The organism is Modestobacter muralis, assembly GCF_010682105.1.
Lineage (GTDB): Bacteria > Actinomycetota > Actinomycetes > Mycobacteriales > Geodermatophilaceae > Modestobacter > Modestobacter muralis.
In genome coordinates this window covers 57,551-80,438 of record NZ_JAAGWH010000033.1, presented here as the reverse complement: position 1 = coordinate 80,438, position 22,888 = coordinate 57,551, and the positions used below count along the sequence as shown (strand labels likewise).

At 73.8% G+C, this 22,888-nt stretch carries 23 protein-coding genes; all 23 read left to right on the top strand.

The window, feature by feature from the left end:
* Positions 1 to 28: 28 nt before the first annotated feature.
* Entirely contained in the window at positions 29 to 1,099 is a 1,071-nt protein-coding gene (gene fliG / locus GCU67_RS12120) for a flagellar motor switch protein FliG (RefSeq protein ID WP_163611473.1), read from the top strand.
* The gene (locus tag GCU67_RS12115) at positions 1,083 to 1,955 is read left to right on the top strand and encodes a FliH/SctL family protein (RefSeq protein WP_163611472.1); all 873 of its coding nucleotides are present in this window, start codon (positions 1,083 to 1,085) and stop codon (positions 1,953 to 1,955) included. The genes fliG and GCU67_RS12115 overlap by 17 nt, the downstream gene beginning before the upstream one ends.
* A complete protein-coding gene (locus GCU67_RS12110) occupies positions 1,952 to 3,259 on the top strand; it encodes a FliI/YscN family ATPase (protein ID WP_338104960.1) in 1,308 nt (435 codons plus the stop codon). Before GCU67_RS12115 ends, GCU67_RS12110 begins: the two co-directional genes overlap by 4 nt.
* Positions 3,260 to 3,299: 40 nt before the next feature.
* Positions 3,300 to 3,752 carry a flagellar export protein FliJ gene (locus GCU67_RS12105; RefSeq protein WP_163611471.1) on the top strand — a complete coding sequence of 151 codons (453 nt, stop codon included), beginning with the start codon at positions 3,300 to 3,302 and terminating at the stop codon, positions 3,750 to 3,752.
* Positions 3,740 to 4,708: a transglycosylase SLT domain-containing protein gene (locus GCU67_RS12100; protein WP_163611470.1), complete on the top strand. Its 969-nt coding sequence runs from the start codon at positions 3,740 to 3,742 to the stop codon at positions 4,706 to 4,708. The genes GCU67_RS12105 and GCU67_RS12100 overlap by 13 nt, the downstream gene beginning before the upstream one ends.
* Entirely contained in the window at positions 4,705 to 6,078 is a 1,374-nt protein-coding gene (locus tag GCU67_RS12095) for a flagellar hook-length control protein FliK (protein ID WP_163611469.1), read from the top strand. The genes GCU67_RS12100 and GCU67_RS12095 overlap by 4 nt, the downstream gene beginning before the upstream one ends.
* A 15-nt stretch (positions 6,079 to 6,093) precedes the next feature.
* Positions 6,094 to 6,579, top strand: a complete 486-nt coding sequence (locus GCU67_RS12090; protein ID WP_163611468.1) for a flagellar hook assembly protein FlgD — start codon at positions 6,094 to 6,096, stop codon at positions 6,577 to 6,579.
* Positions 6,580 to 6,636: 57 nt separating this feature from the next.
* Positions 6,637 to 7,857, top strand: a complete 1,221-nt coding sequence (locus GCU67_RS12085) for a flagellar hook protein FlgE (protein WP_163611467.1) — start codon at positions 6,637 to 6,639, stop codon at positions 7,855 to 7,857.
* Positions 7,858 to 8,052: 195 nt separating this feature from the next.
* Positions 8,053 to 8,340, top strand: a complete 288-nt coding sequence (locus tag GCU67_RS12080) for a flagellar FlbD family protein (RefSeq protein WP_163611466.1) — start codon at positions 8,053 to 8,055, stop codon at positions 8,338 to 8,340.
* Positions 8,341 to 8,343: 3 nt separating this feature from the next.
* A complete protein-coding gene (locus tag GCU67_RS12075; protein ID WP_163611465.1) occupies positions 8,344 to 9,114 on the top strand; it encodes a motility protein A in 771 nt (256 codons plus the stop codon).
* Positions 9,111 to 10,160 (top strand): OmpA/MotB family protein, encoded by a 1,050-nt coding sequence (locus GCU67_RS12070; protein ID WP_163611464.1) that lies wholly within the window; start codon positions 9,111 to 9,113, stop codon positions 10,158 to 10,160. The genes GCU67_RS12075 and GCU67_RS12070 overlap by 4 nt, the downstream gene beginning before the upstream one ends.
* Complete coding sequence (locus GCU67_RS12065) at positions 10,157 to 10,642, top strand: flagellar basal body-associated FliL family protein (RefSeq protein WP_163611463.1); 486 nt, start codon at positions 10,157 to 10,159, stop codon at positions 10,640 to 10,642. The genes GCU67_RS12070 and GCU67_RS12065 overlap by 4 nt, the downstream gene beginning before the upstream one ends.
* 192 nt (positions 10,643 to 10,834) lie before the next feature.
* Positions 10,835 to 11,809: a FliM/FliN family flagellar motor switch protein gene (locus tag GCU67_RS12060; RefSeq protein ID WP_163611462.1), complete on the top strand. Its 975-nt coding sequence runs from the start codon at positions 10,835 to 10,837 to the stop codon at positions 11,807 to 11,809.
* Positions 11,806 to 12,546 carry a flagellar motor switch protein FliN gene (gene fliN / locus GCU67_RS12055; protein ID WP_163611461.1) on the top strand — a complete coding sequence of 247 codons (741 nt, stop codon included), beginning with the start codon at positions 11,806 to 11,808 and terminating at the stop codon, positions 12,544 to 12,546. The genes GCU67_RS12060 and fliN overlap by 4 nt, the downstream gene beginning before the upstream one ends.
* Entirely contained in the window at positions 12,543 to 12,968 is a 426-nt protein-coding gene (locus GCU67_RS12050; protein WP_163611460.1) for a FliO/MopB family protein, read from the top strand. The genes fliN and GCU67_RS12050 overlap by 4 nt, the downstream gene beginning before the upstream one ends.
* Positions 12,968 to 13,801: a flagellar type III secretion system pore protein FliP gene (fliP, locus tag GCU67_RS12045; protein ID WP_246215016.1), complete on the top strand. Its 834-nt coding sequence runs from the start codon at positions 12,968 to 12,970 to the stop codon at positions 13,799 to 13,801. Before GCU67_RS12050 ends, fliP begins: the two co-directional genes overlap by 1 nt.
* Positions 13,798 to 14,073 carry a flagellar biosynthesis protein FliQ gene (gene fliQ, locus GCU67_RS12040; protein WP_163611459.1) on the top strand — a complete coding sequence of 92 codons (276 nt, stop codon included), beginning with the start codon at positions 13,798 to 13,800 and terminating at the stop codon, positions 14,071 to 14,073. The genes fliP and fliQ overlap by 4 nt, the downstream gene beginning before the upstream one ends.
* A gap of 7 nt (positions 14,074 to 14,080) precedes the next feature.
* On the top strand, positions 14,081 to 14,845 hold the full coding sequence (gene fliR / locus GCU67_RS12035; protein WP_163611458.1) for a flagellar biosynthetic protein FliR: 765 nt from the start codon (positions 14,081 to 14,083) through the stop codon (positions 14,843 to 14,845).
* A 30-nt stretch (positions 14,846 to 14,875) separates the two neighbouring features.
* Positions 14,876 to 16,009: an EscU/YscU/HrcU family type III secretion system export apparatus switch protein gene (locus tag GCU67_RS12030; protein WP_163611457.1), complete on the top strand. Its 1,134-nt coding sequence runs from the start codon at positions 14,876 to 14,878 to the stop codon at positions 16,007 to 16,009.
* A 196-nt stretch (positions 16,010 to 16,205) separates the two neighbouring features.
* The gene (gene flhA / locus GCU67_RS12025; RefSeq protein WP_163611456.1) at positions 16,206 to 18,251 is read left to right on the top strand and encodes a flagellar biosynthesis protein FlhA; all 2,046 of its coding nucleotides are present in this window, start codon (positions 16,206 to 16,208) and stop codon (positions 18,249 to 18,251) included.
* The gene (locus GCU67_RS12020) at positions 18,232 to 21,531 is read left to right on the top strand and encodes a hypothetical protein (RefSeq protein WP_163611455.1); all 3,300 of its coding nucleotides are present in this window, start codon (positions 18,232 to 18,234) and stop codon (positions 21,529 to 21,531) included. Before flhA ends, GCU67_RS12020 begins: the two co-directional genes overlap by 20 nt.
* Positions 21,528 to 21,782, top strand: coding sequence for a hypothetical protein (locus tag GCU67_RS12015; protein WP_163611454.1), 255 nt, complete (start codon positions 21,528 to 21,530; stop codon positions 21,780 to 21,782). Before GCU67_RS12020 ends, GCU67_RS12015 begins: the two co-directional genes overlap by 4 nt.
* Positions 21,783 to 21,980: 198 nt before the next feature.
* Positions 21,981 to 22,865, top strand: a complete 885-nt coding sequence (locus GCU67_RS12010) for a hypothetical protein (protein WP_163611453.1) — start codon at positions 21,981 to 21,983, stop codon at positions 22,863 to 22,865.
* The last annotated feature ends 23 nt before the right edge of the window (positions 22,866 to 22,888 follow it).

The following is a 22,888-nucleotide window of genomic DNA, read 5'->3' as shown; positions in this document are numbered from 1 at the left end:
CGGCGTCCGGTGACAGGAGGACTGACCAGTGAGCATCGCCAGCGTCGAACAGCTCGTCGGGGTGCCGGCCCAGACCGCACAGATCGCGGTCCCCCGCAGGGAGCTGCCCGGGCTGCGCAAGGCGGCGGTGTTCCTCGCCCAGCTGTCCAAGGAGGAGGCCGGCGCCGTCCTCGCGCAGCTGCGCCCCTCGGAGGTCGAGACGCTGACCGGCGAGCTGATGCGGCTGCAGGGCGTGGACGGCGGGGACGTCGACGACGTCCTGACCGAGTTCCACACGCTGATGAACGCCCGCCGCTTCGTCGGCACCGGCGGCGTCGAGTTCGCCCGCGAGGTGCTCGCCGCCGGGCTGGGCGAGGAGCGGGCCGACGGCATCCTGTCCCGGCTCAACGTCGTCTACACCGAGCTGCCCTTCGCCTCGCTGCGCAACAGCGACGTCCGCCAGCTGGTCACCTTCCTCAAGGACGAGCACCCGCAGGTGGTCGCCCTCGTGCTCGCCCACCTCCCGGCCCCGCAGTCGGCCGAGGTGCTGTCGGGCTTCCCGCCGGACCAGCAGGCCGACGTGGCCTACCGGATCGCGATGATGGACCGCACCGCCCCGGAGATGGTCAGGATGGTCGAGGAGGAGCTCGGCCGCCGGATGGGGTCACTGCTGGCCTACCAGGACATGGCCACCGTCGGCGGTGTCGAGACCCTGGTCGAGATCATCAACCGCTCCTCCCGGCCCACCGAGCGCTCGATCCTGGAGTGGCTGGAGAAGAGCGACCCCGAGCTCGCCGAGCGCATCCGCTCCCAGATGTTCGTCTTCGAGGACATCGTCACCATCGACGACCGGTCGCTGCAGCTGGTGCTGCGCGACGTCGAGGCCAACGACCTCGCCACCGCGCTCAAGGGCGTCAAGCAGGACGTCAGGGACAAGGTGGTCCGCAACCTCTCCGAGCGCGCCGGGGAGAACCTCCTGGAGGAGATCGAGCTGCTCGGCCCGGTGCGCACCCGCACCGTCGAGGAGGCCCAGGCCAAGATCGTCGCGGTCATCCGCGTGCTCGAGGAGCAGGGCGTGCTGACCATCTCGCGTGGCGGGGACGATGACTTCGTCGCGTGAGACGTTGCTGCTGCGCGGGGCCTCGGCCGCCGACGCCGTCCCGTACCAGCGGGCGGACGGCGCACCGACGTGGGGCCGGCGCTCGGGCCCCCGCGGCGCGACCGACGGCGCCGTCGCGCCGGCCCCGGCCGCCGAGCCGGTGCCGGCCCCCCGCGGCGAGGTCCCCCCGGTCACCGCACCCCGGGTGCCCGTCCCGCCGGTCCGGGTCGCCCCGGTCCCGGTCCCCGTCCCCGACGACGCCGCCCGCGCCGACGCCGCCTCCACCACCCGCGTCGGGCTGCGGCTGGGCGAGGTCTACGCCGAGCAGCTGGCCAAGCTGCGCGAGGAGGCCCGCCGCGCCGGCTGGGCCGCCGGTCACGCCGAGGGCCTGGTCGCCGCCGAGGCCGTCGTCCGGGCCGCCGAGCAGGCCGCCGAGGAGCGGCTGGCTGCGGTGCAGGCCCGCTGGGAGCGGCGCCTGGCCTCGGCCACCGCCGCGATGGGCGCCGCGGTCGAGCGCCTCGACGCCACCGCCGTCCCGGTCGTGGACTCCCTGCGCGAGGACGTGCTGGACATGGTCGTGCTGCTCGTCGGCGACCTGCTCGGCCGCGAGGTCACCCTCGCCGACAGCGCCGGCCTGGACGCCGTCCGCCGCGCCCTCGTCCTCTGCCCCACCGACGTGCCGGTCCGCGTGCGGCTGCACCCCGACGACCTCGCCGAGGTCCCCGCCGAGGCGCTCGCCGCGCTGCCCGGCTCGGTCACCGTCGTCGGCGACGAGACCGTCGAGCGCGCCGGGGCGCTGGCCGAGGCCGGCACCCAGCGGGTCGACGCCCAGCTGTCGGCGGCCTTCCAGCGCGTCCGCGAGGTGCTCCGCCCGTGACCGCCGCCGAGATCCTGACGCGCGCCCGCGCGGCCGCCCGACCACAGCTCACCGGCATGGTGACCGGCGCGATGGGGCTCACCCTGACCGTCGAGGGCGTCGCCGCCGCGGTCGGTGACCTCGTGGAGGTGGCCACCGGGCCGCGGCCGCTGCTGGCCGAGGTCGTCGCCCTGAGCAGGGACCGGCTGACCTGCATGCCGCTGGGTGACCTGTCCGGCGTGCGCGCCGGCGCCCGCGTCCGGGCCACCGGCATGCCGCTGCAGGTCCCCGTCGGGGAGCAGTTGCTCGGCCGCGTGCTCGACGGCCTGGGCCGGCCGATGGACGGCGGACCGCCCCTGGGCGGCGCCACCCGCTTCGTCGACCTCACCAGCGAGACGCCCAACGCGCTGACCCGCGCCCGGGTCGACCGGCAGCTGGCCACCGGGGTCCGCGCACTGGACACCCTGGTCCCGATCGGGCGCGGCCAGCGCCTGGGCATCTTCGCCGGCTCCGGCGTGGGCAAGTCGACGCTGATGAGCCAGATCACCCGCGGCACCGACGCCGACATCCGGGTCATCGGGCTGATCGGCGAGCGCGGGCGGGAGGTCCGGGAGTTCCTCGAGGAGGACCTGGGACCCGAGGGCATGGCGCGCACCGTCGTCGTCGTCGCCACCTCCGACGAGCCGCCGCTGGTGCGGCTCAAGGCCGCGTTCGTGGCCACCCGGATCGCCGAGGGCTTCCGCGACCAGGGCCGCGACGTCCTGCTCATGATGGACTCGATCACCCGCACCGCGATGGCCCAGCGCGAGGTCGGCCTGTCCGCGGGCGAGCCGCCGGCCACCCGCGGCTACCCGCCCAGCGTCTTCGCGATGATGCCCAAGCTGCTGGAGAAGGCCGGGACGTCGACCACGGGGTCGATCACCGGGCTCTACACCGTGCTGGTGGAGGGCGACGACCACAACGAGCCGATCGCCGACACCGCCCGCTCGATCCTGGACGGGCACGTGGTGCTCACCCGCAAGCTGGCCACCCAGGGGCACTTCCCGGCCATCGACGTCCTGGAGTCGATCAGCCGCGTGGCCACCACGATCGTGCCGGGCGCACAGATGACCGACGCCCGCGAGGTGCGCCGGATGATGGCCGCCCTGCGCGACGTGCGGGAGCTCATCGAGATCGGCGCGTACCAGACCGGCTCGGACCCGCTCGTGGACCGCGCCCGCCGGCTGGTGCCGGCGATCGACGCCTTCCTGCGGCAGTCCGTCGAGGACGCCACCCCGCCGCCGGAGGCGTTCGCCCGACTGCACGCCATCGCCACCGCAGCATGAGCCCCCGTCGCGGGACCACCGGCGACCCCGGGACCGCGTCGTGAAGCAGCCCGCCTTCCGCCTGGAGCCGGTGCTGCGGCTGCGCCGCACCGAGGAGCGGACCGCCGCCCTCGCGGCCGCCCAGGCGGCCCAGGAGGCCGCCGAGGCGGCCGAGCGGGCCGAGCGTGACGCCGTCGCCCTGACCTCCCGAGCGCTGCCCGCGCACCCCTCCGGCGGTGCGTTCATCGCCGCGATGGTCGCATCGGCCGCCGCGGCTGCCGATGTGTCTGCTGCACGGGCACTCGCACTCGCCCAGGCGGAGCAGGCCGAACTGGTGCGCGCACGGTGGACAGCCGCCGCGCAGCGCACGAAGGCCCTGGAACGCCTGCGGGAGCGGCACGTGTCCGCACTGCAGACAGCCGCCGACGCGGCCGAGGCCCGGGCGATCGACGACCTGGTCACCGGCGCGCACAGCACCCGGACGAAGAAGAAGGAGGAGACGTGGACGGACTAGCTTCGGTCCAGAGCCGGATCAGCCAGATCCATGCCCGCTTCCTGCCGCCGGCACCCGCTGCGCCCGCCACCTCGTGGACCAGCGCCGCCACCGCCGCCGGGCTCACCGCCGGCACCGCGACGACCACCACCGCCACCACCGGCGCCAGCGCCAGCGCCGGCGCCACCGGGACCGGTGCGGAGGTGGTGGGCGCAGCGACCAAGTACCTCGGCGTCCCCTACAAGTGGGGGGGTACCGACGCCTCCGGCCTGGACTGCTCGGGACTGACCCAGCGGGTGTACGCCGACCTGGGCATCGACCTGCCGCGCACCGCCGCGCAGCAGGCCACCGCCGGCCGCCCGGTCGCCTCCCTCGCCGAGGCGCAGCCCGGCGACCTGGTCTTCAACGACTACTCGTCGAGCCGACCTGGCATCGACCACGTCGGCGTCTACATCGGCGGCGGCAAGATGATCGCCGCCCCTCAGGACGGGGAGGTGGTCAAGGTCCAGTCCGTGGGCAACCCGATCGTCATCCGGCGGCTGTTGCCCGACGGCGCGAGCGCCGCGCCGGTCTCGGCCGCCTCCGGCAGCAGTCTCGCCGGCGTCCCCTACGCCGACCTGTTCACCCAGGCCGGCGCCAAGCACGGGGTCTCCCCCGCCCTGCTCGCCGCGGTGGCGAAGATCGAGTCCGGCTTCAACAGCTCGGCCGTCTCCTCTGCCGGCGCCACCGGGCTGATGCAGTTCATGCCCGCCACAGCCAAGGGGCTGGGCGTTGACGCCGGCGACCCGGCGTCCTCGATCGACGGTGCCGCCCGCTACCTGAGCGACCTGACCAAGCAGTTCGGCTCGACCGAGCTGGCCCTGGCCGCCTACAACGCCGGTCCCGGCGCCGTGCAACGCGCCGGCGGCATCCCGCCGTACAACGAGACGCAGTCCTACGTCACGAAGGTGACCAGCGCCGCGGAGGCCTACTCATGACCGCACCCTCGGTACTGCCCTCGGTCCCGACGACGAGCCGCGCCGGCTCCCGTCCCACGGCGTCCTCGTCCCCGGACAGCGCCCCGGCCTTCGCCAGCGCCCTCGGCAGCGCACTCCAGACCACCCGCGACACCGCGCGCGACACCCGGTCCGACGACGCCGTCGGCAACCGCCCGCGCAGCGACCGGCCCCGGGCCGATGCCTCCGACCGGACGCCGGCCCGGGACGACGTGACGACCCCCACGACCGCCACCGACGCGGCCACCACCGAGCCCGCGGACGGCGACCGGCCCGCGGAGGGCACCGAGCCCGCGGCCGAGCCCGCCGTGGCGGTCCCGCTGCCGCCGGGCCTGTGGGCGCTGCTGGCCGCCGCGACCCCGGTGGCCACCGCGCCGGCCGGGGACGCCGCCGACCCGGCCGCGGTCCTCACCGCCGCCGTCGTCCCGGCCGCGGCGCCCGCCGCCGCCACCGACCCGCTGGTCGACGGGCTGCCCGTCACCGGGGCCCCGTCGACGGGCCCGGCCGCGGGAGCACCCGCGGCCGGTCTCCCGGCCGCCGCCGCACCGGACGTCACGACCGCCGCGACCACCGCCGCGACCGCGCTCACCGGCCTCACCGTCGTCCTCGACCCGGCCCCGGCCGACGTCCCCGGCCCGGCCACCGGGCCCGCTCCCGCGCCGGCCCCGCCGGCCGCCGGGCAGACCCCGCTGCTGCTCCCGCCGCCGGCCTGGGCGGGCACCTCCGCCGGCACCCCCGACGGCTCGTCGGGTGAGCCCGCGACTCCGACTGCAGCCGCGGCCGAGGCACCCGCGGCCGCCATCGACACCGACCCGGCGTTCACCCTGGGCGGTGCGGCGCCGACCGCGTCCACCGCACAGGCCGCCGCGGCGACCGCCAGCCCCGTCCCGCAGCCGCCCGTCGCCGAGCAGCTGGGCCGGCACCTCGCCGTGCTGCGCAGCGCCCCCGACGGCAGCCAGACGATGACCGTCGTCGTCACCCCCGACGACCTGGGTCCGGTCACCATCGCGGTGACCGTCAGCGACGGCACGCTGGACCTCACGCTGCAGGGCGCGCACGACGCGAGCCGGCGCGCCCTGCTCGACGCCCTGCCCGACCTGCGCCGCGACCTCGAGGGCGCCGGCCTCTCGCTCAGCTCCCTCGAGGTGGACACCACCAGTGGCGACGCCGGTCCCGGTTCACGGTCGGCCCAGCAACAGCTGCTGGACGCCCGCGCCGGCCAGCAGGGCTCCGGCCAGCCCGGCCAGCAGGCCCCGCGCGGCCGCGCCTGGGGCGCCGCCCCCGAGCACCTGACCACCGGCACCCCGACCACCGACACGTCCACGTCGTCCGGCGTGGACGTCCGCGTCTGACCAGGAGGCCGCCCGATGACCACCCCGATCGCCGGCACCGTCGGCACCCCGACGCAGACCGCCAGCCCCACGGCCGACCGCGCCGACCAGATGGGCAAGGACACCTTCCTCAAGCTCCTGGTCGCCCAGATGCGCTACCAGGACCCCAGCAACCCGACCAGCAGCAGCGAGTTCATGGCCCAGACGGCGACCTTCACCCAGGTGGAGAAGCTGGAGGAGATCGCCTCGCAGAACGCCGAGCTGCTCACCCTGCAGCGCTCGCTGAGCGCCGGTGCCCTGGTCGGCAAGCACGTCGCCTACACCGACGACACCGGGGCCACCATCACCGGCGCGGTCTCCTCCGTGCTCGTCGCCGCCGGCACCGAGCCCCGGGCGATCGTCGGGGACAAGGCGGTCCCGCTGGGCCGGATCACCGAGATCACCGTCGCCGAGGTCGACACCCCTGCGACCACTCCCCCGGCGAGCACGCCGGCGACCAGCACCACGCCACCCGCCAGCTGACCCCGGCGCCGTCGCGCCCGACCACACACCGATCACCGATCGCGAGGAGTCCTCCCCATGCTGCGTTCCATGTTCTCGGCCATCTCCGGCCTGCGCGCCCACCAGACCAAGCTCGACGTCGCCGGCAACAACATCGCCAACGTCAACACCGTCGGCTTCAAGGGCAGCCAGACCGTCTTCGAGGACACCCTGTCGCAGGTGCTGCGCAACGGCTCCTCGCCGCAGGGTGACACCGCCGGCACCAACCCGGCGCAGGTCGGCCTGGGTGTCAAGGTCGCCGGCATCACCACCAACTTCGGTCAGGGCTCGACCCAGAACACCGGCCGCGCCAGCGACTTCATGATCAGCGGCGACGGCTTCTTCGTCACCAAGCAGGGCAACGAGGACCTCTTCACCCGCGCCGGCTCCTTCGACCTGGACGGCGTCGGCAACCTGGTCACCCCCGACGGGGCCAAGCTGCAGGGCTGGACGGCGGGCGCCGACGGCACCGTCGACGTCAACGGCCCGATCGGCGACCTCCGGATCCCCTCCGGCCAGGTGCTCGCGCCGGTCGCCACCACGGGCTTCGCGATCGGCGGCAACCTGTCCGCGGCGGGGTCGACGACCCCGGTCACCTCGCAGATCAGCGTGTACGACGACCTGGGCAACGCCCACCCGGTCAGCGTCACCATGACCAAGCAGGCCGGCGCGAACACCTGGTCGGTGGAGTTCGCCGACGCCATCTCCGGCACGCCGGTGCCGATGACCTCCGCCCCGGGCACGATCACCTTCGGCGCGGACGGCACGCTGCCCGCCGGTCAGGCCCCCATCACCCTGGCCGGCCCGGCCGGTGACGTGACCGTCGACCTGACCAAGCTCACCCAGTTCGGCGGCAAGAACGACGCCGCGGCGAAGACAACCGAGGACAGCGGCTCGGCGATGGGCGTCCTGCAGGGCTACTCCCTCAGCAACGACGGCACGATCGTGGGCAGCTACTCCAACGGGCTCAAGCAGTCCCTCGGCAAGCTCGCCCTGGCCACCTTCACCAACCCCGGTGGGCTGGAGAAGGCCGGCAACAGCTCCTTCCGCGCGGCCGGCAACGCCGGCAACCCGCTGATCGGGGCGGCCGGCACCGGCGGGCGCGGCTCGCTGTCCGCCGGCGCGCTGGAGATGTCCAACGTCGACCTGGCCGAGGAGTTCACCGGCCTGATCGTCGCCCAGCGCGGCTTCCAGGCCAACAGCCGCGTCATCACCACCTCCGACGAGATCCTGCAGGACCTGGTCCAGCTCAAGCGCTGACGTCCGGCCTGCCTCCTCCCCACCGCCCGCCGGCTCGCCGCGGGCCTCCGGAGGCAGGCCAGGGTGGCCCGCTCACCCCACCGGGGGGATCGGGCCGCCCCGCTCAAGCACCCCGCACCACCGCCCGATGACACCAGTGCGCCGGCGACGACGCCCGCACCGGCAGTCGTCGCCCCCGACCCCAGGAGCTCCCCCGTGATCCGTCTGACGCGCCTCAACGGTGAGCACTTCGTGCTCAACGCCGAGCTGATCCAGCGCGTGGAGGGCCACCCCGACACCGTGGTCACGCTCCGGGACGACACCAAGTACGTCGTCACCGAGACCGTCGACCAGGTCGTCCGGGAGGTCCGCGACTACCGGGCGAGCATCCAGGCGGTCGCCTTCCAGATGGACCGCGGTGAGCACCGCCCGCACCCGACCACCGACCTGCGGGGCCCCGAGAACGCCTCGGTCGTGCCCTTCCCGAGCCGAGACGAGCGCTGAGCCATGGACCCCGCCACCCTGATCGGGTTCGTCATCTCCTTGATCGCCTTCTTCATCTTCATGACGATGGAGGGCGTCAGCCCCGCTGCACTGCTCTTCCTGCCGGCGATCATCCTGGTCATCGTCGCGACCTTCGGGGCGGCCGCGGCCAGCCAGACGATGGCCGACCTCAAGAAGCTGCCGCAGTGGTTCAAGATGGCGCTGATCCCGGGCAAGGTCCCGTCGACGACCGAGCAGATCCAGATCCTGGTCAGCCTGGCCGAGAAGGCCCGCAAGGAGGGCCTGCTCGCGCTGGAGGCCGAGGTCAAGAAGATCGAGTCCCCGTTCCTCAAGCGCGGCCTGCAGATGAGCATCGACGGCACCGACCCCGAGGACCTGCGCACCATCCTCGAGGGCGAGATCACGGCCAAGAAGACCGAGGACAAGGTCGCCGCGAAGTTCATGAACAACATGGGCGGCTACGCGCCGACCATCGGCATCCTGGGCTGCATCGTCGGCCTGATGAACGTCATGGGCAGCCTGTCGGACCCCGAGTCGCTCGGCCCCAAGGTCTCCGCGGCGTTCATCGCCACGCTGTGGGGCGTCATGGCCGCCAACTTCTGGTTCCTGCCGATGGGCGCCAAGATCCTCCGCGTCAGCGCGCTCCAGGCCGCACAGATGGAGCTGCTGGTCGAGGGCATCGCCGAGATCCAGGCCGGCACCAGCCCGCGCACCGTCCGGGCCAAGCTCACCTCGCTCGTGCCGCCCAGTGAGCAGGAACGCGACGCGGCATGAGCAAGAGCAGCAGGAGCAGCGCCCACGGCGGCCACGGCGGCGGCCGGGCCAAGAAGCACGAGGAGCACGAGGAGCACGAGAACCACGAACGGTGGCTCGTGTCCGGCTTCGACATGATGACACTGCTGTTCGTGCTGTTCGTGGTGCTCTACGCGATGAGCTCGATCGACGTCGCGAAGTTCAACGCCTTCGCCGACGGCGCTCGCACCGGAGACGGCGCGCCGGTCACCATCCTCAACGACGGTGCCGCCATCGACGCGCCGACGGAGAACGACAGCCCGCTCAAGCCGGTCCAGGTCGCGCAGGAGGCCGCGATCGACGGCACCGCGCAGACCGCAGCCGAGGCGGCCGCGGTCGAGGCGGCCGCCGCTCAGGAGGCGCAGCGGACCGCTGCCGAGGCGAATGCCGCCTACGAGCAGTTGGCCAGGGCGCGCGAGATCCTGGAGGCCGCAGTCGCCGCGGCCGGCCAGGCCGGCGCAGCAGAGTTCGCCATCGACGAGCGGGGCCTGGTCGTGCGGGTGGTCTCCGACCCGGTGCTCTTCGACCCGGAGTCCGCCGTGCTGCTGCCGGCCGGCAAGAGGGTGCTCGACGCGCTGGCCCCGGAGCTGTCCGCACTGCCCAACCCGCTGCGGGTCGAGGGACACGCCAACTCGCTGCCGGTCACCCACGACGGCCCATGGCCGTCGAACTGGGAACTCTCGGCGATCCGAGCGACGACGGTGCTGCGACACCTGTCCGAGGCCGACGGGGTGGCCGAGGACCGGATGTCGGCAGCCGGGTACGGCAGCACCCGGCCGCTCGTCCCCGACAGCGACCCCAGCTTCGTCACCGTCAACCGGCGGGTCGACATCGTCGTGGCGTCCACCGCCTCGCCCGAGGCCAACGCCCTGCTCCCCGGACTGGAGGCTGCTGCGCAGGACGGCGCCGCCGCACCGGCCGCGGGCACGCAGGAGGCCACCACGGTCAGCACCACCGAAGACGCCGGTCACGGCACCACCGCTGACGCCGGTCAGGGCACCACCGACTCCGAGGGAGGACACGGATGAACAAGGACAAGAGCAAGAAGGACGACAAACCCGCGGACGAGGAGGGCGCGAAGGGCGGCAAGAAGAAGCTGCTGATCATCGCGCTGGTCGCCGTCCTGGCGATCGGTGCAGCGGCGTACTTCTTCGTCTTCAGCGGGAGTGGTGAGGCCGAGGCCGAGCCGGCCCCCGAGGCCGGCACCGTGGTGCTCGCCGTCGACCCGGTGGCGATCAACCTCGCCGGGGGCAGCTACCTGAAGCTCGGCTTCACGCTGCAGTTCTCCCTCGCCTACGACGAGGAGGCCGCCGCCGGCGGACACGGCGCAGGGGGCACCCCGGACGGCTCGAAGGCGATGGACATCGCGATCTCGCAGTTCTCCGGCGCCGCACTGGCCGACGTGCAGAACAACCGGGAGGCGATGAAGGCCGCCTTCGAGGCGGCGGTCATCGAGGCCTACCACGGGAATGTCTACGAGCTCTGGTACACGGAGTACGTCACCCAGTAGAAGGACCTCCTCGCCCCCCGACACTCGCAGGCTCGTGCCGGGACCCTGCGAGGAGGCCGACCCGCACCTCTCCTGACGCTCCACCCCCAGCGTCCCCACCCGGGCGCTCCCGTACCAGCCGGTGCCGGTTCTCCGGCGCCGGCTGGTCCCCGGCGGTCAGGGTCCCCCCGGGCCCCGCCGATGAGGACATGCGTGAGCCTGTCCGACATCGCGGCCGACGCGCCCAGCGTCCCTGCCCCCCGGAGCCCGGAGGGCCAGGGGCGCTCGCGCCGTCGCGTACCGCGCACGTACGACTTCCGACGCCCGACGAAGCTCTCCCGTGAGCACGTCCGCATCCTGCAGATCGCGCAGGAGAACTTCGCCCGCCAGGCGACCACCACCCTCACCTCGATGCTGCGCACCGGGGCCCGGATGGAGCTCGTCGGCATCGAGCAGTTCTCCTACGACGACTACATCGCCACCCTGCCGCCGTCCTACTTCCTCGCCGTCTTCACCCTGGAGCCGCTGCCCGGCAAGGGCCTGCTGGCCTATCCGCTGGAGACGGCGATGGCGATCGTCGACCACATGCTCGGCGGGTCCGGCGAGGGCGAGCAGCCCGTCCGGCCGATGACCGGCATGGAGAGCGCCATCACCGGCCACCTCCTCGACCGCCTGCTCGGCGAGCTGGCCGAGGCCTTCGCGCACATCACGCCGCTGCAGCCGGTCATCGACGGTGTCGAGTACAACCCCCAGCTGGCCCAGGCCGCCTCGGGGTCCGAGACGGTCATGGTCGGCACCTACAGCCTGCGCATCGGCGAGCGCGAGCCCGAGGCCACCCTCGTGCTCCCCTTCGCCGCCTTCGCGCCGGCGCTGACCAACGCGGCGTCCCCGCAGCTGTCGGAGTCCGCGCGGCACAAGCGGCAGCGCGCGTTCGAGGCGCTGACCGAGCGGCTCAACGACGTGCCCGTCGACGTCAGCGTGCGGTTCAACCCGATCGTGGTGCCCTCCGGCGACCTGCTGTCGCTGGCCGAGGGCGACGTCCTGCTGCTCCGGCACTCGCAGGACACCCCGCTGGAGGTCACGACCAACGACGTCGTCTTCGCCCAGGCACTCCCCAGCAACCACCGGCGCCGTCTGGCCGCCGAGATCGTCCCCGAGACCGGCACCGGCGAACAGGACCACAGATGACCACCGCCTTCACCACCCCGTCCGACTCCGACACCATCGCCGCCGCGGTCTCCGCCGCCGCGCAGGCCGCGGCGGCAGCCATGCCCGCCGAGCTGGACCTGCGCGCCGGGGACACCGTCGCCGACCCGGACGCGGTCCCGCTGCCGCTGGCCCCCGGCGCGGCCGTCACCGCCGCACTGGGCGGTGAGGTCAGCGGCGACATCGTGCTGGTGCTCTCGGAGGAGATCGTCAGCGCGCTGACCAACTCCCCCGTCGGCGCCATGGACGTCGCGACCGCGCTGCGCCCCGCGCTCGAGGCCGCCGCCGCGGCCCTGGGCAAGGTCCGGGTCGCCGCCGAGCGGGTCGAGGACGTCGTCCCGGCGCTGGACGGCCTGCGCGACAAGGGCGTCTTCCTCGCCGTCCCGCTGCTGCAGGGCAGCGAGATCTGCGCGACCCTCGCCCTGCAGGTCACCCTGCCCCGCCCGCGCGAGCGGCGCGGCAGCCTGGACCTGCTGCGCAACGTGGCCATGGAGGTCACCGTCGAGATCGGCCGCACCCGGATGACGGTCGCCGAGCTGCTCTCGCTGCACCCCGGTGAGGTCATCGAGCTGGACCGGGCCGCCGGCGCACCGGCCGACCTGCTGGTCAACGGCACGCTCATCGCCCGCGGCGAGATCGTCGTCGTCGACGAGGACTTCGGACTGCGGATCAGCGAGATCGTGACCGACTCCGGCGAGTACGGGGCGCCGGGCGCATGACCTGGATGGTGATCCGCCTGGTGCTGTGCCTCGGCTTCATCGCCGCGGTCCTGCTCTACGCGAGCAAGCTGGCGAAGAAGCGCGGACTCGGCGGCGCCACCGGCGTCATCGAGGTCGTCGCCCGGCAGCGGATGGGCCGCGCCAGCACCGTCTCGGTGCTGCGCGTGGCCGGCCGGGTGCTGGTCGTCGGCTCGACCGAGGAGCAGGTCACCCTGCTGGCCGAGGTCGAGGACGAGGAGCTGCAGGCCGCGCTGGCCGCCCAACTCGGGCCGGCCGAGGTCACCGCGGACGGCGAGCCCGTGCCGATGACCCGGCGCATCCCGGTGCCCTCGGGCCCGAGCGCGCTGGCCGGCTCGGTCCTGGACAAGGGCACCTGGACGTCGGTCGTACAGGAGCTGCGCGAGCGGACGGTGCGTCACTGATGGCCACGTCCCTGCGCATGCCGGTCGCCGGCCACCGCCTCCGTCGCCTCGGCTGGCTGATGCCGCTGCTGATGCTGGCCGTCACCGGCGCCCTGTTCATGCTCGCCGGACCCGCCCTGGCCGCCCCGGTGGCACCGGTGGCGCCGAGCGCTCCGGTCGCCCCGGTCGTCGACGGCGGCGGGCTGGACATCTCGATCGGCGGGGACAGCCCCAGCAGCGCGGTCACCCTGATCCTGGCGATCACCGTGCTGTCGATCGCGCCGTCCGCGCTGCTGCTGGTGACCTCGTTCACCAAGATCCTCGTGGTGCTGGCGCTGACCCGCAACGCGCTCGGCCTGCCCACCTCGCCGCCGAACCAGGTGCTGACCGGGATCGCGCTGTTCCTGACGATCTTCGTGATGGGGCCGGTGTTCGGCGACATCAACGAGGTCGCCGTGCAGCCCTACCTCGACGGCTCCATCTCGGCCTCGGCCGCCTACGACACCGGTGTGGCGCCGCTGAAGACCTTCCTGCTGGACAACACCCGCGACGACGAGCTCACGCTGATGATCGGGCTGTCGGGTGAGGAGAAGCCGGCCGACGAGGCGTCGGTGAGCATGCTGACCCTGGTGCCGGCGTTCGTGTTCTCCGAGCTCAAGAGCGCCTTCATCATCGGGCTGGTCGTGTTCATCCCGTTCCTGGTGCTGGACATGCTGGTCAGCGCCGCACTGATGGCCATGGGCATGATGATGGTCCCGCCGACGGTCGTGTCGCTGCCGTTCAAGCTGCTGCTGTTCGTGGTGGTCGACGGGTGGTCGCTGATCGCCACGGCCCTGGTGGGGTCGTACGCATGAGCGACGCGGACGTCACCGACATCGCCGTGAAGACCATGATCGTCGGGGCCAAGGTGGCTGCCCCGGTCCTGCTGACCGCGTTGCTCGTCGGCTTCATGATCTCGCTGTTCCAGGCGGCCACCCAGATCCAGGAACCGACCCTCTCCTTCGTGCCGAAGATGATCGCGGTGGCCATCGCGCTGCTGGTGACCGGCAACTGGGTGCTGGCGGAGCTGGTCTCCTTCACCAACCAGCTGTTCGAGTCACTGCCGCGGTTGCTCGGCCGGACCTGAGGTCACGATGGACCTGTCTGTCCCCTCGGCCACGCTTGCGGCGCTGCTGCTCGCCAGCGCGCGGGCCACCGGGTTCATCGTCATGGCACCGCCGTTCAACTCCGGCAGCATCCCCAAGCCGGCCAAGGCCGCGCTCGCCCTGGCGCTGTCGCTGGTCGCCTTCCCGCACATCGTCGGCACCGTGCCGGAGGTGACCGCCGGGTTCCTGGTCGTCACGGCGATCACCGAGGCGGTCATCGGCGCGGCGCTGGGCTTCATCGTCCAGGTGTTCTTCACCGCCGTGCAGCTGGCCGGTGACCTCATCGACGTCACCGGCGGCTTCTCGCTGCAACCGGCCTACGACCCGCTGTCGCTGAGCTCGCACGGCGTGATCGGCCGGCTGCACTACCTGCTGGCGATCACCTTGCTGTTCACCAGCGGCGCGCACCTGCTGCTGGTGCGCGGGTTCGTCACGTCCTACCAGGGGCTCCCCCTCGGCGGCTCGCTGCCGGCCGAACAGCTCGGGCCGATGATGCTGACCGCGTTCTCGATGATGTTCCTGGCCGCCCTGCAGATCGCCGGGCCGATGGTCGCCGTCCTGATGCTGGCCGACGTCGCCCTGGCGCTGCTGTCCAAGGCCGCCCCCGCGCTGAACATCTTCTCGCTCGGGTTCCCGGTCAAGATCATGATCACCCTGACCATGCTCGGGCTGACCTTCCCGCTCCTGCCCCCCGCCCTCGACGGCCTGATGGACACCGCGCTCGAGGCCATCACCTCGCTGCGCAGCGGCTGACGTGCTCGACCACCTGAGAGGAGGTGACTGATGTCCAAGGACGGACCGGGCGGTGAGAAGACAGAGAAGCCGACACCCGAGAAGCTCAAGAAGGCCCGCAAGGAAGGCCAGATCCCCCGCACCCAGGAGCTGGGCACCTGGCTGGGGACGGCGGCGGCCAGCGTGCTGCTGCCGATGATGGTCGAGCGGGGCTTCGGCGAGGTCCAGACCCTGTTCGTCCAGATCGGCGCCATCGCCGGCAACCCCGAGCCGGCCGCCATCTCGGCACTGCTCGGCCAGGCGCTGAGCGTCTTCCTGCTCGCCCTGCTGCCCACGGCACTGACCATGATGCTGATCGGCACGCTGTCCTCGGCGGCCCAGGGCGGGGTCACCTTCGCGACCAAGAGCATGAAGCCGACGCTGAAGAAGCTGAACCCCTTCCCGGGGATCAAGCGGATGTTCGGCACCCAGGGCCTGTGGGAGGCGGCCAAGGCGATCATCAAGACGATCGCGCTGACCGTCGTCATCGTCGTCACCTCCGACAAGGCGCAGGAGCTGGTCGCCGCCTCCGGCGCCCTCCCGCTGTCGGAGGTCACCCGCACCTTCGGCGACTCGGCGGTGCTGATGTTCCGGGTCGTCGGCATCACCGGCCTGGCCATCGCGATCGCCGACTACGTCGTCGTCCGCAAGAAGATGATGAAGCAGCTCAAGATGAGCCACGCCGAGATCAAGCAGGAGCACAAGCAGTCCGAGGGCGACCCGCACGTGAAGGCCCAGCGACGGGCGACCCAGATGGCGATGTCGCGCAACCGGATGATGTCCGAGGTCGCCGACGCCGACGTCCTGCTGGTCAACCCCACGCACGTCGCGGTGGCGCTAAAGTACGACCCGCTCCGCGGCGCTCCCCGCGTGGTCGCCAAGGGCGCCGGCGAGGTGGCGGCGAAGCTCCGCGCCCGGGCCGAGGAGTGCCGGGTGCCGATGGTGCAGGACATCCCGCTGGCCCGGGCCCTGCACGGGTCCTGCGAGATCGGCCAGGAGGTGCCCGCCCAGCTGTTCACCGCCGTCGCCCGGGTGCTGGCCTTCGTCATGCACCTGTCCGCCAAGGGGGTGCGCGGCGGCATCCACCGCCCCGGCTTCGAGGCCCCCGCCGTCGCCGACCTGCCCAAGGCGGGCCGCCGCCGTTGAACCCACCGGTCCCACCCACCCCGCCCACACCCTCCCGCTGCGTCGCCGGGGGCGGATGTGACCAGCGGGGCCAGCGGGCTGCCCGCGCACGGCACAGCGGTACGGACCGTTCCCACGGCTGCCGAGAAGGTCCCTGAGGCGCGCACCGGCGCACCACCTCAGCGCCGGAACGCCATCCGCACAGGAACGAGGTCTCGTGGGCAAGCTGACCAAGGCAGCCGTGCCCGTCGGCGTCGTGTCGATCGTGCTGATGCTCGTCGTCCCGCTGCCGGCCCCGCTCCTGGACCTGCTCCTGGGCTTCAACATCGCCGCGTCGCTGCTGATCCTGCTGGTGTCGATGAACATCAAGCGGCCGCTGGACTTCGCGATCTTCCCCTCGCTGGTGCTCATCGCCACCCTGCTGCGGCTGGCGCTGAACGTCTCCTCCACCCGCCTGGTGCTCAGCGACGGCTACGCCGGCAAGGTCATCGAGGCCTTCGGTCACTTCGTGATCGGCGGCTCGCTGATCGTCGGCCTGGTCATCTTCATCATCCTGACGATCATCCAGTTCGTCGTCATCACCAACGGTGCCGGCCGCGTCGCCGAGGTCGGGGCCCGCTTCACCCTCGACGCGATGCCCGGCAAGCAGATGGCCATCGACGCCGACCTCAACGCCGGCCTGATCAACGAGGCGCAGGCGCGCAGGCGCCGGACCGAGGTCACCGCCGAGGCCGACTTCTACGGCTCGATGGACGGTGCCAGCAAGTTCGTCAAGGGCGACGCCATCGCTGCCATCATCGTGACCCTGATCAACCTGATCGGCGGGTTCGCCATCGGGGTCATGCAGAAGGGCATGTCCCCCGGCGAGGCGGTCTCCACCTACTCGCTGCTCAGCGTCGGCGACGGCCTGGTCTCCCAGATCCCCGCGCTGCTCATCTCCACCGCGACCGGCCTGATCGTCACCCGCTCGGCAGCCCAGGGCGACATGGGCAGCGACCTGCTCGCCCAGCTGGGCCGCAACAAGCAGCCGGTGCGGATCGCCGGCATCGCCTCGATCGCACTGGTCCTGATCCCCGGCCTGCCCAAGCTGCCGTTCCTGCTCATCGGCGGGGTCTTCCTCCTCGCCGCCAGCAGGCTGACGGAGAAGCCCGAGACCGACGAGGACGAGGCCACGCCCGACGCGGCCGAGGCCGCCGAGGCGCAGCCGGACTCCCCCGAGGCCATCGCCGACCGCATGCGGGTCGACCCGCTGGAGCTCGAGGTCGCCTTCGACCTCGTCGAGCTGGTCGACACCGCCCGGGGCGGTGACCTGCTGGACCGCGTCAAGGCGCTGCGCCGCAAGGTCGCCATGGAGACCGGCCTGGTCATCCCGCTGGTCCGCACCCGCGACAACCTCGACCTGCCCGCCTCGCAGTACGTGATCTGGCTCAACGGCGTCCCGGCGGCCAAGGGCTCCTCGCCCGCCGGCACCGTGCTCGCCATCGGCGACCACCTCGACGGGCTGCCCGGCAAGGCCACCCGCGAGCCGGTCTTCGGGCTGGCCGCCAAGTGGGTGCCCGCCGAGCTGCAGCGGCAGGCCGAGATGGCCGGCGCGACGGTGGTCGACCGGTCCTCGGTCATCACCACGCACCTCGCCGAGGTCGTCCGGCAGAACGCCTCCGCCCTGCTGGGCCGCGAGGACGTCAAGGTGCTGGTGGAGATGGTCCGCCGCTCGCACCCGGCCGTCGCCGACGAGCTCACCCCCGCGCTGCTCAGCCTCGGCCAGGTGCAGCAGGTGCTCCAGGCGCTGCTGGAGGAGAACGTCTCCATCCGCGACCTGGTGCGCATCTTCGAGGCGCTCTCGCTGCGGGCCAAGGTCTCCACCGACCTCGACGGCCTGGTCGAGGCCGTGCGCAACGCGCTGGGTGCGGCGATCAGCCACCCCTACGTCACCGAGGACGAGCGGCTGCACGTGATCACCCTGGACCCCTCGTTCGAGCAGCGGCTCCTGGAGTCGGTGCGGCAGACCGAGGGCGGTCAGGTGCTGGCGCTCGACGGCAACACCGTCGACGTCCTGGTCCGCGGCTGCACCGACCTCCTCGAGGACGCCGAACGGCTCAACCTCTCCCCCGTGCTGGTCTGCTCCCCGCAGGTCCGCGCTGCACTGTCCCGCCTGGTCCGCCAGGTCCTGCCCCGGCTGTCGGTCATCTCCTACAACGAGGTGTCCCGCACAGCACAGATCGAGTCCCTGGGAGTGGTGAGCGGTGCCTACGCAGTCCGTTGAGGCCGCCACGCGTGACGAGGCCATCGCCGCCGCGCGAGAGCAGTTCGGGCCGTCGGCCCGCGTCGTCGGGGTGCGTCGCATCCGTTCCGGCGGGATGTTCGGCTTCTTCACCAACGAGCGGTTCATCGCCGAGGTGGAGGTCCCCAAGGCCACGGACGCCGGTGCCCCCGCCGCGTCCGGCCTGCCCCAGGCCGCCGCCCGCCCCCCCCGACCGGCCGCCGCGCCGTCCCTGGACGACCGGATGACCGAGCTCGCCGAGCTGCTCGGTGCGGCCGCCCCGCAGGCACCGGAGGTCGCGCTGTACGACCGGGCCGGCGCCACCGCCGCCCCGGCCGAGCCGGCCCGCCGCCCGGTGACCGCCCGCGCCCTCGCCGCCGACCGGATCGCCGCCGACCGGATCGCCACCGACCGGGTCGCCACCCCGGCCCGCGCCGTCGCCGCCGCCCGCGCCGCCACCCCCGAGTGGGTCGACGAGTGGATCGACGAGCCGGCACCGGTCCGGTCCGCACCCCGCTCCCCGGGCCGGACTGCCGCTGCCGCTGCCGCTGCCGGCCGGCGCGGTGCCGCCGAGCCCAAGCCGTTCGCCCCCGCCAAGGCGAGCCTGATGCTGTCGGCCGAGGAGCTGCGCGCCCCGCGCGCGGCGGCCGAGCCGGCCGTCGAGGAGCCCGCGCGCCCCTCCCCCTTCGCCGCCGCGCTCACCCGGATGGTGGCCTCCAGCCCCGTCCAGGCCGCCGCCGAGGCAGCCGCGGAGGTGGCCGCCGAGGCCGCGGCCGCCGAGGAGTCCGCCGCCCTCGCCGAGGCCGCCGCCGTCGAGGCAGCCGCTGCCGGGGCCGCCCGGACCGCCGCTGCCCGGGTCGAGGCCGCCGCCGAGGCCGCACGCCAGCAGGCCCAGGCCGCTGCCATGGAGTCCGCCCGCGTGGAGTCCGCCCGCGTGGACGCTGCCCGCACCGAGGCCGCCCGGACCCGCGCCGCCGCCGAGGCCGCCGCTGCTGCCGCCGTCGCGGCGGAGGCTGCCCAGGTGCAGGCCGAGGCCGAGGAGGCCGCCCGGCTCGAGGCCGCCCGTGCCGAAGCCGCCCGTGCCGAGGCTGCTCGGCTGGAGGCTGCCCGCGTCGAGGCCGCCCGGCTGCAGGCCGAGGCGGAGGCCGCCGAGGCCGCCCGCATCGAGGCCGCCCGGCTCGAGGCCGCCCGGCTCGAGGCCGCCCGGCTGGAGGCTGCCCGGGTCGAGGCTGCTCGCCTGGAGGCCGAGAGCGTCGAGGCCGAGCGTCTGGAGGCTGCACGGGTGCAGGCCGAGGCGGAGGCCGCCGAGGCCGCCCGCATCGAAGCCGCTCGTGTCGAAGCTGCCCGCGTCGAGGCTGCTCGGTTGGAGGCTGCCCGGGTCGAGGCCGAGCGTCTCGAGGCCGCCCGGCTCCAGGCCGAGGCCCAGGCTGCTGAGGCTGCTCGCCGCCAGGCCGAGGCGGAGGCCGCCGAGGCCGCCCGCATCGAGGCCGCGCGTGCCGAGGCCGTCCGCATCGAGGCCGCCCGGCTGCGGGCCGAAGCGGAGGCCGCCGAGGCCGCCCGCATCGAGGCGGCGCGTCTCCAGGCCGAGGCGGCCGCCGAGGCAGCTCGCCGTGAGGCCGAGGCCGAGGCCGTCCGGATCGAGGCAGCCCGCATCCAGGCCGCCCGACTCGAGGCCGTCCGCATCGAGGCCGTCCGCCTCGAAGCTGCTCACCTCGAGGCCGTGCGCGTCGAGGCCGCCCGACTGCGGGCCGAGGCGGAGGCCGCCGAGGCCGTCCGCATCGAGGCCGCTCGTGTCGAGGCAGCGCGCATCCAGGCTGCTCGCGTGGAGGCGGCCCTGGCCGCGCGTGTCGAGGCGGAGCTGCCGGCGCTGTCGATGGTCGAGTCGGTGCGCACCGCCGACCAGGAGCTCGCCGACCTGCTCGAGGAGGTGCTGGCGGCCAACGGTTCCGGCCGCGGGCGCCACCGGTTCCCCGACGCCCTCGCCGAGGACCGCGTCCGCGACGTCCCCGAGCCGTGGGCCTGCGCCACCACCGTGCCCAGCGCCTACGACACCGGTTCCCACCGGGTCACCGCCCAGCGCGGCACCGCCTACGCCAGCGACGCCCGCGTCGCCCAGCGCGCCGCCCAGGTGGCCGCTGCCCAGACCATGGTCGTGGACGCCGTCGTCGTCGACGAGTCCCCGGCCGAGGAGGTCCGCCACGTGGACGCCCACACGCCCGAGCAGCAGCGGTCCGCCGTCCCGGTGACGCTGGCCCGGACCGCCAGCGACCCGGCACCGCTGCCCCTGGACGCGACCATGGTCCTCCCGCGGCTGTCCCTCATGCCGCCGCAGGCGTCCGGCGGCTCGGACCGCCCGGCGCTGCTGGGGCGTCCCGGCGTCCCCCCGGTGCGCCGCGGCCGGCCCCCGGTCCCCGCCGCCACCCGGCCCGCGGTGACCGGCCGTCCGCACCAGGCGACCGCCCCGGTGTCCATCGCCCCGGTGTCCATCGCCTCGGCGTCCCGTCCGGCGACCGCCCGGCCCTCCGCGGAGGGGACCGGCACCAAGCTGGCCACCGTCACCCGGCTGGTCCCGGCGCCGTCCACCGCGCTGGCCCCCTTCGCGATGACCGGCCCGGAGGAGCTCGAGCTCCAGCTGCTGACCCTCGGCGTCCCCGACGTCATGCTCGGCCCGGACTTCTCCGCCGACGCCGCCGCCCGCGGGGTCTACGCGGCGCTGACCCGGACGCTCACCCAGCACCTGGCCCCCGCGCCCTACGTGGTGGCCGAGCCCGGCGACGTGATCATGGTCGTCGGCCCGGGCGCGGAGACCTTCGCCGCGGCCCGCTCGCTCGCGCTGTCGCTGCGCCTGGAGCCCGAGGACGTGCAGTGGGCCGCCGCCGGTGCGCTCGCCGGCATGGCCCAGGCCACCAGCCGCATCACCTCGCTGGAGACCGCCCTCGAGCGCCGCCGCACCGTCACGACCGACACCGTCACCATCGTCGCCGTCGACGCCCCGCTGCGGACCTCCGGCGGTCCGTGGCTGGAGCACATGCTCTCGGTGTGGAACCCGGCCACCGTGTGGGCGGTCATGGACTCCACCCGCAAGCCCGAGGACCTCGTGCCGTGGCTGGAGGCGCTGCCCCGCGTCGACGCCGTGATCGTGCAGGACACCGACGCTACCTCCGACCCGGCCTCCGTGCTCGGTCACGTGGACGTGCCGGTCGCGCTGGTCGACGGCGCCCGCGCCACCGCCCACCGCTGGGCCTCGCTGCTGTGCGAGCGCCTGGAGGAGATGGACGCATGATCAGCCCGTTCCGGCCGGACGTCGTGGTGACCGGCTTCGTGCTGGCCGTCCCGGTCCTCCTGCTGGCACTGCGCGGCGACTTCACCGCCGACGACGTCGTGACCCGGCTGCCGTGGTGTCTGGCCGCCGGCTGGGCGGTGGTCGCCCTGGTGCGCTGGGCGAGCACCCCGCCGCCCCCGGTCAAGCCCAGCCGCACGGACACCCACCCCACCGCCGCCCCGACCGACGGCGAACCCGCCAGCACCGCCTGACCCGACACCCCCGCGCGCGCCCGCTCTGCCGGCTCCGCGTCTGCCGGCCGCACTGCACGGCTTTCTGCCTCATTGCCCGCGCTGCAGCACGTGCAGTGCACACGAACGGCGAGCAATGCGCCGACCACAGCTCGACCTGCCGTCCACAGACCGTCGTCCGCGGGCCTGCTACGCCGGCTGTCCGGCGAGGCTGCGGTGGTGAGCCCCTCCGCCGAGCCCCCGTTCCTCGTCCTGCGCCGGCAGGCCCTCGACGCCGGTCTGGTCGACGACGAGATCCGCCGGCGACGACGGCGGGGCGACTGGTCGGTACTGCAACGCGGCGCCTACCTGGTCGGGTCAGCTCAGCCGGACCCCAGGCAGCGGCACCAGCTGATGGTCCGGGCGACCCTCGCCGGGCTCCGGGTCCCGGGCGTGGTCAGCCACGCGTCGGCCGCGGTCCTGCACGGCCTGCCGCTCTGGGGGCTGCCCCTCCGCCAGGTGCACGTGACCCGCCAGCCACCGGCCCGCAGTGGCGATGAGGGCAGGCTCCGGTCACACGTCGCTCGTCTGGCACCCCACGACGTCGTCCTGGTCGACGGGACCGCGGTCACCAGCGTCGCCCGGACGGTGCTGGACATCGCCCGAGCCGTTCCCTTCCCGGCCGCCCTGGCCGTCGCGGACGCTGCCCTGGCAGCCGACCTGACGTCGCCCGAGGAGCTGCGCACCGCACTCGATGCCGCGGCCGGCACCAGGGGCAGCCGGTCGGCGCGCCGCGTCGTCCTGGCCGCTGACCGGCGGAGCGAGAGCGTGGGTGAGAGCCGTAGCCGTGCGCTCATGCTGGACGCCGGCCTGCCGCTCCCGGACCTGCAGGTCGAGGTCCGCCGGTCCGACGGGACGCTGGTCGGCCGGTGCGACTTCGGCTGGCGCGAGCACGGACTCCTCGGGGAGTTCGACGGGAGAGTCAAGTACGGCCGGCTGCTGCGCCCGGCCAGCACCCCGGGGATGCCGTGTTCGAGGAGAAACGACGGGAGGACGCCCTGCGGGACGAGGGCTGTGGCGTGGTCCGCTGGGTCTGGGCGGAACTGGCCGCACCGAGCACCTTGATCGCCCGGTGGACCCGCGCTCTC

Coding starts and splice junctions, on each gene's coding strand:
- GCU67_RS12085 (WP_163611467.1), top strand. CDS start 6,637: ATGCTGCGTTCCATGTTCTCGGCCATCTCCGGCCTGCGCGCCCACCAG.
- GCU67_RS12070 (WP_163611464.1), top strand. CDS start 9,111: ATGAGCAAGAGCAGCAGGAGCAGCGCCCACGGCGGCCACGGCGGCGGC.
- fliR (WP_163611458.1), top strand. CDS start 14,081: ATGGACCTGTCTGTCCCCTCGGCCACGCTTGCGGCGCTGCTGCTCGCC.
- fliP (WP_246215016.1), top strand. CDS start 12,968: ATGGCCACGTCCCTGCGCATGCCGGTCGCCGGCCACCGCCTCCGTCGC.
- GCU67_RS12030 (WP_163611457.1), top strand. CDS start 14,876: ATGTCCAAGGACGGACCGGGCGGTGAGAAGACAGAGAAGCCGACACCC.
- GCU67_RS12075 (WP_163611465.1), top strand. CDS start 8,344: ATGGACCCCGCCACCCTGATCGGGTTCGTCATCTCCTTGATCGCCTTC.
- GCU67_RS12095 (WP_163611469.1), top strand. CDS start 4,705: ATGACCGCACCCTCGGTACTGCCCTCGGTCCCGACGACGAGCCGCGCC.
- GCU67_RS12065 (WP_163611463.1), top strand. CDS start 10,157: ATGAACAAGGACAAGAGCAAGAAGGACGACAAACCCGCGGACGAGGAG.
- GCU67_RS12015 (WP_163611454.1), top strand. CDS start 21,528: ATGATCAGCCCGTTCCGGCCGGACGTCGTGGTGACCGGCTTCGTGCTG.
- GCU67_RS12050 (WP_163611460.1), top strand. CDS start 12,543: ATGACCTGGATGGTGATCCGCCTGGTGCTGTGCCTCGGCTTCATCGCC.
- fliN (WP_163611461.1), top strand. CDS start 11,806: ATGACCACCGCCTTCACCACCCCGTCCGACTCCGACACCATCGCCGCC.
- GCU67_RS12090 (WP_163611468.1), top strand. CDS start 6,094: ATGACCACCCCGATCGCCGGCACCGTCGGCACCCCGACGCAGACCGCC.
- GCU67_RS12115 (WP_163611472.1), top strand. CDS start 1,083: ATGACTTCGTCGCGTGAGACGTTGCTGCTGCGCGGGGCCTCGGCCGCC.
- fliQ (WP_163611459.1), top strand. CDS start 13,798: ATGAGCGACGCGGACGTCACCGACATCGCCGTGAAGACCATGATCGTC.